The organism is Asaia bogorensis NBRC 16594 (assembly GCF_001547995.1).
Lineage (GTDB): Bacteria > Pseudomonadota > Alphaproteobacteria > Acetobacterales > Acetobacteraceae > Asaia > Asaia bogorensis.
Genome location: NZ_AP014690.1, coordinates 1,346,700 through 1,362,943, shown reverse-complemented (window position 1 = coordinate 1,362,943; position 16,244 = coordinate 1,346,700). Strand labels below are relative to the sequence as shown.

Annotated in this window: 15 protein-coding genes; 8 read left to right on the top strand and 7 right to left on the bottom strand. The window is 59.4% G+C overall.

Going from position 1 to position 16,244, the window contains the following annotated elements:
• Positions 1-14: 14 nt before the first annotated feature.
• Both Asbog_RS06090 and Asbog_RS06085 read right to left on the bottom strand, forming a co-directional pair.
• Positions 15-1,493, bottom strand: a complete 1,479-nt coding sequence (locus Asbog_RS06090) for an anthranilate synthase component I family protein (protein ID WP_062164447.1) — start codon at positions 1,491-1,493, stop codon at positions 15-17.
• The gene (locus tag Asbog_RS06085) at positions 1,490-3,409 is read right to left on the bottom strand and encodes a peptidylprolyl isomerase (RefSeq protein ID WP_171840667.1); all 1,920 of its coding nucleotides are present in this window, start codon (positions 3,407-3,409) and stop codon (positions 1,490-1,492) included. The genes Asbog_RS06090 and Asbog_RS06085 overlap by 4 nt, the downstream gene beginning before the upstream one ends.
• A 254-nt stretch (positions 3,410-3,663) precedes the next feature.
• On the opposite strand from Asbog_RS06085, the gene tpiA reads away from it, so the two are divergent.
• The 5 genes from tpiA (at position 3,664) to Asbog_RS06060 (ending at position 7,814) form a co-directional block, all read left to right on the top strand.
• A complete protein-coding gene (gene tpiA, locus Asbog_RS06080; protein ID WP_062165740.1) occupies positions 3,664-4,413 on the top strand; it encodes a triose-phosphate isomerase in 750 nt (249 codons plus the stop codon).
• Between the two features lie 34 nt (positions 4,414-4,447).
• Positions 4,448-4,804 (top strand): preprotein translocase subunit SecG, encoded by a 357-nt coding sequence (secG, locus tag Asbog_RS06075; RefSeq protein ID WP_062164445.1) that lies wholly within the window; start codon positions 4,448-4,450, stop codon positions 4,802-4,804.
• A gap of 91 nt (positions 4,805-4,895) precedes the next feature.
• The gene (locus Asbog_RS06070; RefSeq protein ID WP_023977381.1) at positions 4,896-6,527 is read left to right on the top strand and encodes a CTP synthase; all 1,632 of its coding nucleotides are present in this window, start codon (positions 4,896-4,898) and stop codon (positions 6,525-6,527) included.
• Entirely contained in the window at positions 6,524-7,351 is an 828-nt protein-coding gene (gene kdsA / locus Asbog_RS06065) for a 3-deoxy-8-phosphooctulonate synthase (RefSeq protein ID WP_062164444.1), read from the top strand. Before Asbog_RS06070 ends, kdsA begins: the two co-directional genes overlap by 4 nt.
• Positions 7,341-7,814, top strand: a complete 474-nt coding sequence (locus Asbog_RS06060) for an OsmC family protein (RefSeq protein ID WP_023977383.1) — start codon at positions 7,341-7,343, stop codon at positions 7,812-7,814. Before kdsA ends, Asbog_RS06060 begins: the two co-directional genes overlap by 11 nt.
• On the opposite strand, the gene Asbog_RS06055 is transcribed toward Asbog_RS06060, so the two are convergent.
• A complete protein-coding gene (locus Asbog_RS06055; RefSeq protein ID WP_146926579.1) occupies positions 7,802-8,290 on the bottom strand; it encodes a DUF3429 domain-containing protein in 489 nt (162 codons plus the stop codon). The genes Asbog_RS06060 and Asbog_RS06055 overlap by 13 nt on opposite strands.
• A gap of 100 nt (positions 8,291-8,390) precedes the next feature.
• Between Asbog_RS06055 and eno the strand changes: the two genes are divergently transcribed.
• The gene (eno, locus tag Asbog_RS06050) at positions 8,391-9,671 is read left to right on the top strand and encodes a phosphopyruvate hydratase (protein WP_062164443.1); all 1,281 of its coding nucleotides are present in this window, start codon (positions 8,391-8,393) and stop codon (positions 9,669-9,671) included.
• Between the two features lie 130 nt (positions 9,672-9,801).
• On the top strand, positions 9,802-10,131 hold the full coding sequence (locus Asbog_RS06045) for an FtsB family cell division protein (protein WP_062164442.1): 330 nt from the start codon (positions 9,802-9,804) through the stop codon (positions 10,129-10,131).
• 394 nt (positions 10,132-10,525) lie between these two features.
• Here Asbog_RS06045 and rpmG read toward each other — a convergent pair whose 3' ends face one another.
• A complete protein-coding gene (gene rpmG / locus Asbog_RS06040) occupies positions 10,526-10,693 on the bottom strand; it encodes a 50S ribosomal protein L33 (protein WP_023977387.1) in 168 nt (55 codons plus the stop codon).
• A 236-nt stretch (positions 10,694-10,929) separates the two neighbouring features.
• Between rpmG and lexA the strand changes: the two genes are divergently transcribed.
• The gene (gene lexA, locus Asbog_RS06035; protein ID WP_062164441.1) at positions 10,930-11,649 is read left to right on the top strand and encodes a transcriptional repressor LexA; all 720 of its coding nucleotides are present in this window, start codon (positions 10,930-10,932) and stop codon (positions 11,647-11,649) included.
• 1,113 nt (positions 11,650-12,762) lie between these two features.
• Here the strand turns inward: lexA and Asbog_RS06025 are convergent.
• From Asbog_RS06025 to uvrC, 3 genes are all read right to left on the bottom strand, one after another.
• Positions 12,763-13,167 carry a hypothetical protein gene (locus Asbog_RS06025; protein ID WP_231944667.1) on the bottom strand — a complete coding sequence of 135 codons (405 nt, stop codon included), beginning with the start codon at positions 13,165-13,167 and terminating at the stop codon, positions 12,763-12,765.
• Between the two features lie 240 nt (positions 13,168-13,407).
• Positions 13,408-14,013: a CDP-diacylglycerol--glycerol-3-phosphate 3-phosphatidyltransferase gene (gene pgsA / locus Asbog_RS06020; RefSeq protein WP_023977390.1), complete on the bottom strand. Its 606-nt coding sequence runs from the start codon at positions 14,011-14,013 to the stop codon at positions 13,408-13,410.
• Between the two features lie 100 nt (positions 14,014-14,113).
• On the bottom strand, positions 14,114-16,021 hold the full coding sequence (uvrC, locus tag Asbog_RS06015; protein ID WP_062164438.1) for an excinuclease ABC subunit UvrC: 1,908 nt from the start codon (positions 16,019-16,021) through the stop codon (positions 14,114-14,116).
• Positions 16,022-16,244: the final 223 nt, after the last annotated feature.

Genomic DNA, 16,244 nt, shown 5'->3' with positions numbered 1-16,244 from the left:
GGCGGTTCAGCCCGTCAGCCACCACCCCCGCTGGCCTGGATCACGGCCAGCTCCGCCGCACGGAAAATGGCGCGTGACTTGTGTCGCGTCTCCATCTCCTCACTGGCGGGATCGCTGTCGGCCACGACACCACACCCGGCCTGCACATACATCCGCCCTTTGTGCAGGATCGCCATGCGAAGGCCGATACAGGTATCCATATCGCCGTCAACGCCGACATAGCCGATGCAGCCCGAGTAGGGACCACGCCGGGTTACTTCCAGCTCGTCGATGATTTCCATGGCGCGGATCTTGGGAGCACCCGTCAGTGTTCCCGCCGGGAAAGCGGCGGACAGCGCATCCAGCGCGTCACATTCGGGACGAATCGTACCCTGCACCGTGGAGGAAATATGCATGACATGGCTATAGCGCTCGACCACGAAAGACGACGGCACCGTGACCGACCCCATGCGTGCCACACGACCCACGTCATTACGCCCCAGATCGATGAGCATCAGATGCTCGGCACGTTCCTTGGCATCGGCCAGCAACTCGGCTTCGAGGCGTTCATCCTCCTCGCGATCCGCACCCCGCGGGCGGGTTCCGGCGAGGGGACGTACGGTCACAACCTGATCGCGCAGCCGCACCAGAATTTCAGGAGATGAACCGACGAGCGAGAAGCCATCCATCTCGACAAGGAACAGGAATGGCGCAGGGTTGACCCGTCGCAGGGAACGATAAAGTGCCAGTGCAGGCAGAGGAAACGTTGCCTCGAAACGCTGGCTGGGCACGATCTGGAACGCATCGCCCGCTGCAATATAGTCCTGAGCCTTGCGCACCTTGTCCATGAACGCATCTGCCGTCATGGTCGAAACCGGAGCGTCGAGAACGCTGCCTTCGGGCAGCTCAGGCGCCGTATCGAGAGGCGCTGCTATGAGCGCCCTGCTGGCACGCTCAAGCAGGTCCAGACCTGCCTCGCGGCTCATCCCACCCTCGCGCAAGGGCACGGCAAGGTGCAGCTCGTCCCGCACCGAGTCGAACACGGCAAACAGTCCCGGACGCATCATCACGCCATCGGGCAGGTGCAGATCATCCTGCGGCGCATTCGGCAGGATTTCCATCTGCCGGACCATGTCGTAGCCCAGATAGCCGAAAACGCCCCCGATCATGGTGGGCAGTGAATCCGGCAACTCGGCGCGGCTTTCATCGATGAGACGGCGCAGGGAAACCAACGGTGCCTCGTCGATCTCGGTAAATACCGACCCTGCGTCGTGCGGCGCAGTGTTGATTGAGGCAACGCCATGAGCACAGCGCCAGACGAGATCCGGCAACAGGGCTATGACCGAATATCGCCCACGCGCGGCGCCGCCTTCGACACTTTCGAACAGCAGACGATATGGACGCCCCTCACCGCCACCCGCCTGAGCGGGCACCAGCGAGGAAAGCTTCATGAAAGCCGCGACCGGCGTCAGAAGGTCGGCAGCCTCGATACGCGTGAGAAATTCGGTCGTCATTCCTGTCCGGTTCCCGCCTTGAGCGCCTGCTGGAGCACCGGCATGTTCGGCACTGGCTTGATCTGCCCTTCCAGCGAATGGACAAACACCACCGGCACATCAGCGCGCAATGTGTCCTGCAGCTGAGACTGCATGGAGGCGCGAAGCGCCTTGGTGCTCTCAGGGCTTGCAGGCTTGGTCGCCTTGACCGTGAACACATACAGCGCGTCACCATCGGCCATCATGCCGGTCTTGCCAACCGGGGTCGAAAAAATCTGCGAAAGAAGAGCAGATGGCAGGTTACCATTCTGCATGCGCGAGATCATCAGATCCTTCTGCATCTGAGCTTCATCGGTCGTGCCCGCCACGGCCTTGTCGAGACCACCCGATTTGCGGGCTGCCTGCATGAGCGTGGTGGCGCGCTCGTCTGCCATGTGCATCTGACGCTCGCGAAGCCAGTCATGCCCCACCTGCTCGCGCACGGTGTCATAGGGCTTCACATGGCCAGGCTCGATCTCGTCCACGAGCACCGCGAAGGCACTGCCGTCCGGGCCGTTGACCAGCGAGGGCTTCTCGCCCTTCTTCTGACTGAAGATGCGCGCGATAATGGCCTTGCGGACGGCATCGCTCCCCGGCAGAGGCGCAACCTCACCATCTTTCGTCAGGCCCTGGGCATCGAGCGACCCCTGAGCCGGCACGGCGCCGATGTCGGTCGGTATCTGCTCGAGGTCCGCGCTACCCGCTATGGCATCCTGCAGCGAAGCCACGCGTCCACCAAGAATTTGCGGGGCCTGCGAGCGGGCCACTTCATCACGGATATCGGCTTTCGCATGGTCGAAATCGGTCTTGTGCGGTGCATTGATTGCCGTGACGCGGAAAACGATCCAGCCTGCGGGGCTCTCGATCGGCCCTTCGATCACGCCGGAAGGCGCTTCAAACGCAGCCTTCGCCAGTTCAGGGCTCGGGATATCGGCCTTGCGCGCATTGGGGAAGGCAACAGCTGCGGCGGCCGGATTCTGCTTCTGAAGAGCGGCGTAATCGCCACTGGCTTTCCAGGCTGCCAGGACGGCCTCGGCAGCCGTCCGGTCCTGAAGCGTCAGCACCTCGAGACTACGCGTTTCCGGCACATCGTATTTCTGGATCTCGAACTCGTAGAAGCGCTTGAGATCGGCATCGGGAATGGTGAGCGTGCGAGCAATCGTGTCTGCCGAGAGCAGGACAAGCTTGGCATGACGATATTCTGCCGAACGATAAAGCCAAGGATGCAGATCATAGAAGCGGCGAAGCTGTGCCTCCTCGGGGGCGACCGGCACGGCCACAGAGGCGCTGTCGAGACGCAGAAGGTCCACCTGATGCGCAAGCGTATTATAGGACAGAAGCTGATCAAGCACCGAGCCCGGTACCTTCATGCCGTTGCCAAGACCTTCGAGCAGGTTACGCGCACCGATATCATCACGCACCTTCGCCAGAAGATCACGCTCCGTGATATGGATCTGGCTCAGCTTGCTATTGAAGAGCTTGCGGTCGAACTGCCCGTCCGTGCCATGAAACACGCTCATGCCAAAGATCTCGTTACGAACGAGAGCATCGGGCACTTTCATGCCGTTGCGGTCCGCCAGGGCCAGAACCTCGTTCTGCGCCAGCATGCGCTGAAGCACACCCTGGGCAACCTGCTCACGCACAGCCGGGGTCAGTTGGGACGGGTTGCTCAGCCCCATCTGCTGCGCAACACGCGGCATTTCGTTCTGAATGGCATTGGCGAGATCCTGGGCCCCGATCTGTCGGGTCCCGATCTTCACGGCAGTATTGGCCTGATCACCGTTATAGCTGCCGACCATATCGCCGACGCCCCAGCCAACGAAGGCCAGAAAAATGAGAAGCGCAATAATGCGCCCAAGCCAGGAATCGACAACAAGATGCCGCAAAGTCGAAATCATACGCGTCCAGGATCCGCAATTCGCCAGGGATTGAATGGCAGGACCATAGTCTGACACGCTTGACTTGACCAGACGGCGCCCTTGCCCGGAAGACATCAAGCGCCCATGCCCGATGCAACGCTTGTCACTCATCTGACGATAAGATGATGCAAAGATGGCGAACAATCGCCGTTCCCCTCTGTCTCCGGTCGGAAAACATCCGCTAAGCAGGAACATCGCTCGCCGGTTAATGCAGGATCGTTGAAGGATACATGATGCGCCAGATGATCATGGGCAACTGGAAGATGCATGGCCTTCGCGGTCGGGGTTCGGAACTTGCTACCGAAATTGCAGACGCAATCGGGCCCGTTGTGGCGCAGCGCGACGTCGTGCTTGCCCCTCCCTTTACCCTGACAGCTCTCATTGCCCCCATCCTGCAATCAACTGGCATCGGGCTTGGGGCGCAGGACTGCCATGCCGAAGCCGAAGGAGCCTATACGGGGGATATCTCCGCCCCCATGCTGACAGATCTTGGGGTCAGACATGTGCTGCTTGGTCATTCCGAGCGACGAGAACATCATCACGAGGACAATGCTCTTATCCGACGCAAGGCCGTGACGGCACAGAAATTCGGTCTTTGCCCGGTCATCTGCGTGGGAGAGAGCGCGACCCAGAAACGCGATGGACAGGCAGAGGCCTGGCTGACACGCCAGATCGTAGAATGTCTGCCCAGATCGTTCCAGGGCATCGTGGCCTATGAGCCCATCTGGGCCATCGGCACGGGCAAGGCGGCAACCGAACAGGATATCGAATCCCGCATGACGCTGATTCATGAGGTGCTGCGTCGTCATCTGGAAACGGATGACAAAACACCACGGGTCCTGTATGGCGGCTCAGTCAAGCCCGAAGATGCCGCGTCCATCCTCGCTGTTTCCGGTGTGGGGGGCGTGCTCGTCGGCGGAGCCAGCCTGTCTGCCGAATCCTTTCTCGGCATCGCAAAGGCAGGTCTCTCGTCGGCGTCCTGACGGCATATATATTGCGTTTACATGAAAGCCGGACATGACCACGCTGCTGCTCGTTCTCAATTTCCTTGTGACTATCGCCCTGATCGGCGTGATCCTTATCCAGCGTAGCGAGGGCGGTGGTCTTGGCATTGGCAGCAGCCAGGGCATGGGATCGTTCATGACGGGACGCGGCACGGCCAATCTACTTACGCGCACCACATCAGTGCTCGCAGGCGTTTTCATGGTGCTGTGCCTTTTGCTCGCGGTACTGAACCGCGGCGCCTCGACGAACGCAGGCAGCGACATTCTGGCGCAGCCCCCCGCCCCGACGACGCCTGCCGCACCGGCCACCAGCACGACCACCCAGACGCCCGCCGCAACACCCGCTCCGGCGGCGCCTGCGAAGCAGTAACGCAACAGAACGAAAAATTTCTTCCGCCCGGGTCCTCGGGCGGCATTCTTCTCGTTCCCTCGGAACACGATCCGGTGTAGGAGAGCCTTCCATGACTCGGTTCGTATTCATCACCGGTGGCGTGGTTTCCTCTCTCGGCAAGGGCATCGCTTCTGCGGCTCTTGCGGCTCTCCTCCAGGCGCGCGGCTACAAGGTCCGCATGCGCAAGCTCGACCCCTATCTCAATGTGGATCCGGGGACCATGAGCCCCTATCAGCATGGCGAAGTGTTCGTAACCGATGACGGGGCCGAGACCGATCTCGACCTCGGCCATTACGAGCGTTTCACCGGGGTTCATGCCCGAAAGGCCGATAACGCCACGACGGGACGCATCTATTCTGAAGTGATTGCCCGCGAACGACGTGGCGATTATCTCGGCGCGACCGTGCAGGTCATTCCCCATATCACAGACGCCATCAAGGAAGCCGTCGTGGCTGGCACCGATGGCTATGATTTCGTGCTGGTCGAAATCGGCGGCACTGTGGGCGATATCGAAAGCCTGCCGTTCCTCGAATCGATCCGTCAGCTGCGCAACGATCTGGGCCCGGCGCACACCATGTGCGTGCATCTCACCCTCCTGCCCTACATCCCCGCAGCCGGTGAACTGAAAACGAAGCCGACCCAGCATTCGGTCAAGGAACTGCAGAATGTCGGCATCCAGCCGCAGATGCTCATCTGCCGCTCGGACCGCGCGATCCCGACCAATGAGCGTCGCAAGATCGCCAGCTTCTGTAATGTGCGTCCCGAAGCCGTGATTGCCGCGCTGGACGTCGACACCATCTATGCCTGTCCGATTTCCTACCACAAGGAAGGCATGGACAATGAGGTGCTGCGTTATTTCGGCCTGCCTGTGGATGGCGAGCCCGATCTGAGCCGCTGGACCAAAATTGTCGAAACGCTGCGTCATCCCGATGGTGAGGTCCGTATCGCCGTGGTTGGTAAATACACGGCGCTTCTCGACAGCTACAAATCGCTCATCGAAGCGCTGCTGCATGGTGGCATTGCCAACAGCGTCAAGGTCCGCCTCGAATGGGTCGAATCCGAAACGTTCGAGAAGAATCCCGAATCGATCGCAGCGCTCGGTCGGGTCGACGGCATTCTCGTGCCGGGCGGATTTGGCGAGCGTGGCTCCGAAGGCAAGATCGAGGCTGTGCGCTATGCCCGTGAAAACGGCGTGCCCTTCCTTGGTATCTGCTTCGGCATGCAGATGGCGGTTATCGAGTGCGCCCGCTCCCTGGCTGGTCTCGACAAGGCCTCTTCCACGGAGTTCGGCCCGACCGATGAACCGCTGGTGGGTCTCATGACCGAATGGGCACGTGGCAACGAGATGCTGCGCCGCCGTGAGCATGGCGAAATGGGTGGCACGATGCGCCTTGGCGCCTACCCGGCCAAGCTCAAGCCCGGTTCACGCGCTGCCGAAATCTATGGCACGACCGAAGTGCGTGAGCGGCATCGCCACCGCTACGAGGTGAACGTGCATTATCGTCAGCAGCTCGAAGCCACTGGCCTCGTGTTTTCGGGTATGTCGCCCGATGATGTTCTGCCGGAAGTGGTCGAATATCCGGATCATCCGTGGTTCGTGGGCGTGCAGTATCACCCGGAATACATGTCCAAGCCTTTCGCTCCGCATCCGCTCTTCGCCGGATTCATCGAGGCTGCCGTCAAGAAAGCCCGCCTCGCATGAATGATATCACCCTTGGTTCGCTCACCATTGGCAACAAGCAGCCCTTCACGCTGATTGCAGGCCCCTGCCAGATCGAATCCCGCGCCCATGCACGCGATATGGCAGCTGGTCTTGCCGAGATCTGTGGCGATCTTGGCATCGGCTGGATCTACAAGAGCTCGTTCGACAAGGCCAATCGCACGTCTCTCAAGGCGCAAAGAGGGATCGGCCTTGCCGAAGGGCTCGATATTCTTGCGGGTATCCGTGAGGAATTCGGCTGTCCGGTACTGACCGACGTGCATGGCGCGGAACAGTGCAAGCCTGCTGCCGAGGCAGTCGATGTGCTTCAGATCCCTGCCTTTCTGTGCCGCCAGACCGATCTGCTGCTCGCGGCTGGCGAAACGGGTCGGGCTATCAATGTCAAGAAGGGTCAGTTTCTCGCCCCCTGGGACATGGCCAACGTTGCAGCCAAGATCGCGTCGACTGGCAATGAAAAAATCATGCTGTGCGATCGCGGCACGAGCTTTGGCTATAATACGCTGGTGAGCGACATGCGCGGCCTGCCGATCATGGCCTCGACCGGCTATCCGGTGGTTTTCGATGCCACACACTCTGTTCAGCAGCCGGGCGGCCTTGGTGGTGCGTCAGGCGGGCAACGTGAATTCGTGCCTCCCCTCGCCCGTGCCGCTGTGGCTATCGGTGTTGCCGCCGTGTTTATTGAAACGCACGAAAACCCCGACCAGGCGCCGAGCGACGGCCCGAACATGGTGCCGCTTTCAGAGATGCGCGAACTCCTGAAAACGCTCCAGGCTTTCGACAGGCTTGCCAAGTCCAATGGGTTCTAAGCGACACGTCTATTCGGTTCAGACCGAATGGACCGGCAATCACGGGCTCGGCACGCGCTCATGGCATGTCTATAGCCGCAACCATGATATTGCGGCCGAAGGCAAACCCGTGATTCACGGCTCGGCAGATCCCAGCTTTCATGGTGATCCGACGGGCTGGAATCCCGGTGAACTGCTCCTCGCCTCGCTGAGTGCCTGCCACAAGCTCTGGTATCTCGGTCTTGCTGCAGGTGCCGGCCTTGTCGTGACGGCCTATCGCGACGCCGCCGAAGCCGTGATGATGGAAAACGCGCAAGGGGATGGTGAATTTGAGAGCGCTGTTCTGCGCCCCGTCATCACTCTGGCGAGCGGAAGTTCGGTCGAGCAGGCACAAAGCCTGCACGATCAGGCTCATGCCCATTGCTTCATTGCCCGCTCGGTAAATTTCCCTGTGATCTGCGAGCCTGTCTTTCAGATCGTGTAAGGCTGGAGCGGTGCGCTGAGGCAGGCGGCCAGACAAAGCACCACGACAGCCGTCAGCAGGGCGCGGAACGGGAAGTATCCAGCAGGCAGGGCGCCCTTGCGATAGGCAGCGCGCTCGGCCATCAACACCAGAACAAAGCCGATCATTTCCATCAGGATACCGCCGCGCGGTGCCCAGACGACGCCTGCATAGATGGCGATCCAGCTCCAGAGCGACGGCATGACACCGAGGAACAGCCTGCGTCGGTTAATCGCTCCCATGCCCTGTGCTGGCATGATGGCAGGCTGCTCAAGCGCCAGCCCCCAGTGAACCGCCCCCAGGAACGACAGGATGCAGCCGCCATAGGCCAGCATCGCCACGCCAATATGGGTGACTGGCCCCAGACTACCCCAGAACAAGGCCGCCATAGCGAGGGTGATAAATGGCACCAGACCGGCGATACCAAGGAAAATGACGAGCAGTGACAGGGGTCTCACGGAATATCCATCCTCATTTCACATAACGCCAGTTGACAGCGCCGGTGTCTCGACGCCTTGTGATGCCCGAAGTTCGAACGTTCAAACAGGGAGCCCCCAAATGAGCGCCATTATTGATATCATTGCTCGCGAGATTCTGGATAGCCGTGGCAATCCGACTGTAGAAGTCGAGGTTGAACTGTCCTCGGGTGCCAAGGGCCGCGCTGCTGTTCCGTCCGGTGCCTCCACCGGTGCCCATGAGGCCGTCGAGCTGCGTGACGGCGACAAGTCGCGTTATGGTGGCAAGGGCGTTCTCAAGGCTGCTGCCTTCGCTGAAGGCGAGATCCTTGACGCCCTGCAGGGCGCCGAATCGTCGGATCAGATCGCCATCGACGAAGCCATGATCGAGCTGGACGGCACGCCGAACAAGGCGCGTCTGGGTGCCAACTCGATCCTTGCCGTCTCGCTGGCGACCGCCAAGGCAACCGCGCTTGAGCTGGATATCCCGCTCTATCGCTATGTCGGTGGCGTTTTCGCGCACACCCTGCCCGTGCCGATGATGAACATCGTCAATGGTGGCCAGCATGCCGATAACCCCATCGACATCCAGGAATTCATGATCCAGCCGGTCGGCGCACCGACGATCATGGACGCCGTTCGTATGGGATCGGAAATCTTCGCTCATCTGAAGAAGAACCTGCATGCAGCGGGCCACAACACCAATGTTGGTGACGAAGGCGGCTTTGCTCCGGGTCTGAAGTCGGCAGACGAAGCGCTTGGCTTCATCTCGAAGTCGGTCGAAGGTGCTGGTTACCGCCTCGGTGAAGACGTCACCTTCGCGCTTGATTGTGCCGCCACCGAATTCTATCGCGATGGCCGTTACAAGATGGACGGCGAAGGCCGCGATCTCGACTCCTCGGGCATGATCGACTACCTGGCCGATCTCGCAGCACGTTATCCGATCGTTTCGATCGAAGACGGCCTTGCAGAAGACGACTGGGAAGGCTGGGCAGAGCTGACAGCAAAGCTTGGCCACAAGCTGCAGCTCGTCGGGGACGATCTGTTCGTAACCAACACCGAGCGTCTGGTGCGTGGCATCGAGAACAACACGGCCAACGCGCTGCTGGTGAAGGTCAACCAGATCGGCACGCTGACCGAAACGCTCCGCGCCATGGAAACCGCGCATCGCGCCGGCTACAAGTGCGTCATGAGCCATCGCTCGGGTGAGACTGAAGATTCGATCATTGCTGATCTCGCGGTGGCGACCAATTGCGGTCAGATCAAGACGGGCTCGCTGTCACGCTCGGATCGCACGGCAAAGTACAATCAGCTGATCCGCATTGAAAACGAGCTGGCAACCGCCGCCCGTTACGCAGGCCGCTCGATCCTCCCGCGCGCCTGAGCCTTTTTGCACTACGCAAGCATGGGGGAGAGAGTCATTCTCTCCCTCATTGCGTTTACACGATTGTCAGCGATCGCAAGCTGAGGCTAGTCTAGCTCAGGCAGGTTGTGACTGGATTGATGGAGTTCCCGTGCAGATCGTTCGTGCTATCCGTCGTTTTGTACGTGCCGTTGTCCCTCCGGCTCTGTTTCTCGGTCTCACAGCCTATTTCGGCTGGAACGCGCTTCAGGGCGACCACGGGATCAAGGCCTATCACCAGCAGCTCAAACTGATGGATCAGGCGCTTCAGGCCCAGAAAGATGCGGACGCTGAACAGGCCGTCTGGAAGCGCCGTATCGGCAGCCTGAACGAGCGCGCCCTGGACGCCGATATGCTGGATGAGCGCTCACGCGCCATGCTGAATCTGGCCCGTAATGGCGATACGGTCATTCCGTATGGCCCGCACGAAAAGCTCTACTGAAAACTCCCAGAGACGGGTTTCTCCTGCCGGATCTTTCGTGACTATACGCCGAACAGCGCGGGTTCTGTAACGCTCGCGCCCTCGGGACGAAGTGGTGATACATCTCGGCGCAACCAGCGCCCACGCGCCTGAGTTCAACACGACGGCCTTACTGAACGGACTGCATGCACTTCTACCGTATCGTTGCCGACATATGCATCGGCAACCTTGCTTGCAAAAGGGTGCTCCCCAACTTCTCCTTCAAGCTGACGGCCATCAAGCCGGACCAGGTGTCGACTGGGTGAGTCACGGCCCCGCATGAAGTCTGGACCGCCCCTTTCCCCGATCGACAGCTAGCAGGCACAAAAAAAGCGGCCCGAAGGCCGCTTTTCTTTTCCGTCAGCGTCAGCCGATCTTACTTGATCTTGGCTTCGCGGAACGCAACATGCTTGCGGACGACGGGGTCGTACTTGCGCACTTCCATCTTGCCGGTCGCCGAGCGGGCGTTCTTCTTGGTGACATAGAAATATCCGGTATCCGCGGTCGAAACGAGACGGATCTGGATGACGTTGGTCTTGGCCATTGGGTCCTCGCAAACTGATCTGTCGCTGCGCGCGACATGAACGGCAGCGTTTTCAAGCTGGGCGCATAAATGCTTCTATTACGCCCGCGGGTCAAGTGTTTCCGCTCGAACGGAGGATGATTTTTGATGTTCCGGGGAAAAAATCTTGAAGAGATCGAACCAAGAACTTAATAAGAACATTGTGATTCCGGGCAGTTACGGTCGAGTGCCGCCCCCGCCACGGAGAGAGGGACCCCATGCTGACACGCAAGCAACACCAGCTCCTGCTTTATATCGACGGCTATCTGAAGCGGACAGGATTTTCGCCTTCTTTTGACGAAATGAAGGAGGCGCTCGAACTCCGGTCCAAATCCGGCATTCACCGGCTGATTTCAGCACTTGAGGAGCGTGGATTCCTGCGGCGCCATCATCACCGGGCCCGTGCGCTTGAAATACTGCGCCTACCGGTCACTGAGGCGCAGCCTGTGACGGCCGTGACGAGTGATACTCTCGTAGAAGCTGGTCCTTTTCCCCGCCTTGCTCACAGTCAGGCGAAGCCGCTGGCCTCCAGCTTGGCTGACTCGCAGAGTTCTGTCGTGGGTGTGCCGCTCTATGGCCGTATCGCCGCCGGCTTGCCAATCGAGGCATTCCGCGATCAGGGAGAGCAGATTGATATCCCCGCGGCGCAACTCACTAACGGGCAGCATTACGCCCTACATGTATCAGGTGATTCGATGATCGAGGCTGGCATCCTCGACGGTGATATCGTCATCATTCGCCAGGCCGAGACGGCGGAGAACGGCAAGATCGTTGTGGCGCTGGTGGATAATCAGGAGGTGACACTCAAACGCCTGCGCCAGAAGGGCCAGTCGATTGCTCTGGAGCCTGCCAATCCCGCCTATGAGACGCAGATATTTCCTCAAAGCCGTGTCCGCATCCAGGGCGTGCTGATCGGGCTTTACCGTCAGTACAACTGACCGTTCTCATAACCGCCCAGCCCCATAGAGCCTGTTTGGAAAGTCCCCTGATAATGGCCCCTGGCAGCTGCACCGAGCAATTGACGGTCACGAAGCAGCGGAAATCAGGGCATTTGCGCAAAAGCTAAATGGGCCACCCGACCATTTGTCGGGCTCAGACGCAGTTTCCAAACAGGCACTTAGCGATGTCTACCTCCCGACCCTGACAAGAAAGGGCTTCTGTCCAGGATAAGTGTACATCGCTCCAGACTTCGAACAGAGATATGGCGAGCAATCATGAAGTCGTGCGGGCTCAGGAGGCTTGCATTTGCTGAAGGGCCAGGGTCGCGTCAGGCCTCGTGGGGCAACGCGGGGCGCGCACCGGTGTCGGGGTGGAAGAACTCCGATGCAGAGATCTATGCCCTCTGCTATATTGACGCCTTGAGCGTGGCCGGGAGTGCGGAAACGCAGCAGGATATGGCGGCGAGGCCTCTCGCAACAGCGTGTGTGGAGCGATACACCTAGATCGTCGTGATCTGTCGCTCCATCATGGAGCGCTCTACGATCACCAAGCGTCAGCGCAGCCGTTAGCCACAATGGATCAAGTTCGATGTGTCACCCTCAGGCGGAGGCGTACCTCTCTCGATAATCAGAAGCCTCAGCCCATCAGCGTTCAAGTAGTTCACGAGACCTCGCCTCAGCAGAGAGGCAACGTCTCACCCATCCATTTTGCCGAATTCCTTCTGATCGCAGGACGGGACTTTCGCATGCAAGTTTCGACGTAATCGGGCCGAACCATCGAAATGGCCACCCAGCCGCATGCTGCTGCGAGGACTCTGCTCTTCCCAGCATCATGACCGGCCCGAGATCATACGAAATGGAGAGGCCATTCTCGGGCTTTGCGGTTGGTCCGGTGTCGCCGTATCACCCGCGCTCAACACAGCAGGCTTTTGGTCGAGCCCAGTCGTTGAGGTGTCTGATCACTCTTTGAGGCGCACTAAACTATGCCGGGCGTGCGCAATCGTTGCCGAACCGGGCGCACTCTACCGGCCATAAATCCAGCATGTGGCAATCCTCACTCGACCTGCCCTGTTTCTTACCTGGAGATCACCCAGGGTCAGGCCGAGTGTCCGGTCAGTGAGCCGCCTTATCCTTGGTGACGCGCACCGAACCGTCCGGCGATATAAGGGTGCTTGTTCCGTCACCATTCGGGATCACAATGGTGCCGCTATGGCTTGGAGCAAGATATTTGTGCGCATTATCCTCAACCGAGGAAGAGAGCGACGGGCGAGACGCAGAGCGAACGCCATTCACGACGCCATCATGTTCACCCATCTCGATGGTGCCCCCGTCTCCCAGCTGGATGCTGCTCCCATTACTCGCACCATGGCTTTTCGTCATGGAGCCGAAGTAGCTGTTGGTGTCTGCCAGGGCATCCCGCAGGCCGTTAGGCGAGGCCTCGACGTCGCGCAAGGTAGGCAAGGGTTGCGGAGCACCGGGCCAGACATTTCCGTTTTCGGGCAGTAGCGGCATCGCCATGTAGGCGTGCCCGCGGACCTTCTCCATATTCTCCGAAATGCCCTTCGGCATGTTTGGATTGGCACCCGGCAAGGTAACCGTGTCATGGAGGGATTTCCCGAGACCGGAACAGCCACTCAACAAAACTGGGATCGCTAAAAGAGCGGCCTTTCTCATCATCTACTCCAGGGATGTCTTTGCGTCCCTTTTAAGACGCCCCTGACGACAATGCCAGATACAGAACATGTATAGCGCACAATACTAGTGCGTGAGTTTGGCTGAAGAACCGTTTGTGCCGGTTCCAAGCATTTTTGCGAGACCGGTTACCAGATAGCCCCACCCACTCATCACCGTCGGTACCACCGAAACCCAGAGCATCACTGCACCAAGATGGGTAAAGGAAATCGCACCGAGCCCGATCTGTCTTGGCATGACGTCCCCAGCCAGCAGGCAGCCGATCGCGACCATCTGGATGCCTGTTTTCCACTTGGCGAGGCGGGTCGAAGGGAGTGTTGCGCGCTGACTGGCCATGAATTCGCGCAGACCACTTACCATGATCTCCCGCACGAGAATGATAATTGCTGCAAACAGGGCACCGTCCACCAGCCTGCCATATCCCGCCAGAGCGAGCAGCAGGGCCCCCACGAGCAGCTTGTCAGCAATCGGGTCCATCATGCGACCCAGTTCCGACCCCTGTTTCCAGCGACGCGCCAGCATCCCGTCCAGATAGTCGGTAATGCAAGCCGCGATATACAGCACGCAGGCAATCCCGTCCGTCCAGGCATTATTGAACGCAATCAGCGCGATCAGCACCGGGATCGACGCGATACGCAGCAGGGTCAGGATGTTGGGCAGATCTGTCAGCATGAATCTTTCCCGGAGCTGCCTTCAAGTCAGAAAACACATGGAGATGAAATTACGCACCATGATAGGACGCTCATGGTGGTTCTTCATAGCTTCTCGCGCATCATTGCGGGTGAAAAAACTCGTAAATCGTGCGGGCAGTCTCTGAATTGATTCCCGATACCGAGACAAGCTCCTCCAGGCTGGCGCCACGGACACCACGCACCGAGCCGAACCGCGTCAGAAGGGCGCGCTTGCGCACGGCACCAACACCCGGCACGCTATCGAGCTCTGACACCTTGATGGCCTTGCTACGCCCTGCCCTGTGCGTCGTGATGGCGAAGCGGTGCGCTTCATCCCGCAGGCGCTGAAGGTAGTAAAGAACTGGATCATTCGGCGGCAACTGGAATGGCGTGCGCCCCTCCTGAAAGAACCACTCACGCCCCGCATCGCGGTCCGGCCCTTTGGCGATGGCCACGATAGGAATATCGCGCACATTCAGATCTTCCAGAACGGCCCGGACAGCATTGAACTGCCCCAGCCCGCCATCGATCAGCAGGAGATCAGGCCAGTCTTCCGGGCGGGCCTCCGGTGCTTCGGGATCGCGACGGCCAAAGCGCCGCTCCATCACCTCACGCATCATGCCAAAATCGTCACCAGGCGTGACGGGCCCCTTGATGGCAAACTTGCGATAGGCGCGCTTGACGAACCCTTCCGGCCCGCCCACCACCATAACACCGTAAGCGTGCTGCCCCATGATGTGGGAGTTATCATAGGTCTCAATCCGCTTCGGCGGCTCTGCCAGCCCGAAGACGCCCGCCACACCGTTGAGCAGCTTGCTGACACCAGCGCTCTCTGCCAGTCGCCGCTCGAGTGCTTCACGCGCATTGGTTTCGGCGTGACGAACCACGTCGCGCCGCTCGCCACGCTGTGGCTGCAACAGTTCCACCTTGCGCCCGCGCTTGAGACTCAGCGCCTCCGAAACGAGGTCGAGCTCCGCAGGGTCGCTGTTAAGCAGGATTTGGGGTGGTGGGGGTTTGTCATCATAGAACTGCAGCAGGAAGGCTGCGAGAATATCTGCCGCACTCTCCTCCTCCGCATGATCAGGGAAGAAAGCCCGATTTCCGTTGTTACGGGAATTACGGATGAAGAAAACCTGGATGCAGGTCCGTCCCGCCTCCTGCCAGAGTGCAATGATGTCAGCATCGCCAATCGAGGCCGGGTTGATGATCCCCGATTCCTGCATGCTGGAGAACCCACGGATACGATCGCGTATGGCCGCTGCACGCTCAAATTCGAGCGCTTCAGAGGCTCTTTCCATCTCCTCGACAAGTGTCTTATGCACATCCGTGCTCTTGCCCGAGAGGAATTGTTTCGTCTCATCCACCAGCTCGGCATATTGCCCCGGTGTCACCCTGTCTACACAGGGTGCGGAGCACCGACGGATCTGGAACAGCAGGCAAGGTCGTGTGCGTGACGACAAAACGGCATCGCTGCAGGAACGCAGCAGAAAACTGCGCTGGATCAGGTTCAGCGTCTGATTAACAGCCCAGGCCGAGGCAAACGGCCCCCAATAGGTGGCATTCTTGACCGGGCGGCCACGCTGCTTGGTAATCTGCGGAAACTCATGCCCCTCGGTCAGCATGATCCAGGGATAGGATTTGTCATCGCGCAGGAGGATGTTGAAGCGTGGCTTCATCTTCTTAATGTAGTTGGCCTCAAGAAGCAGCGCCTCGGCCTCGGTGCGCGTCGTCACGATCTCCATCGATCGTGTAAGGCTCACCATGCGGCGCAGCCGCTCCGGCAACTGGTTGAGACGGAGATAGGACGACACACGCTTTTTAAGGCTAAGCGCCTTGCCAACATACAGTACCTCTCCCTTCTCTCCCAGCATGCGATAGACGCCGGGCGTGAACGGGATGGTTTTCAGCGCTTCTCTTATGGCCTCTGCGCCCTCCTTGCGGGTAGGCTGTTCAGCGGTATCAACAGCCTGAGCATCACGAACAGAGGGGTCAGTTTGCGTGGTCTTCATCACAGGACGCCATTGCCCAGGCTGAACACAAGTTCATCCACGGAACCTGTGGATAAGTCTGTGGGGCATCGCGTGACAAATTGATGACGGGCGCAGTTTGGCGCGCTTTGCGACGCTTTGCCTAAATTTTGGGCATTTAATGCTAAGACGTTGAAAATCAACAATTTTGCCTATCCGGATCGAAGAAACAGCGCCAAGACGTTGGAAATACAGGGAGTCAATC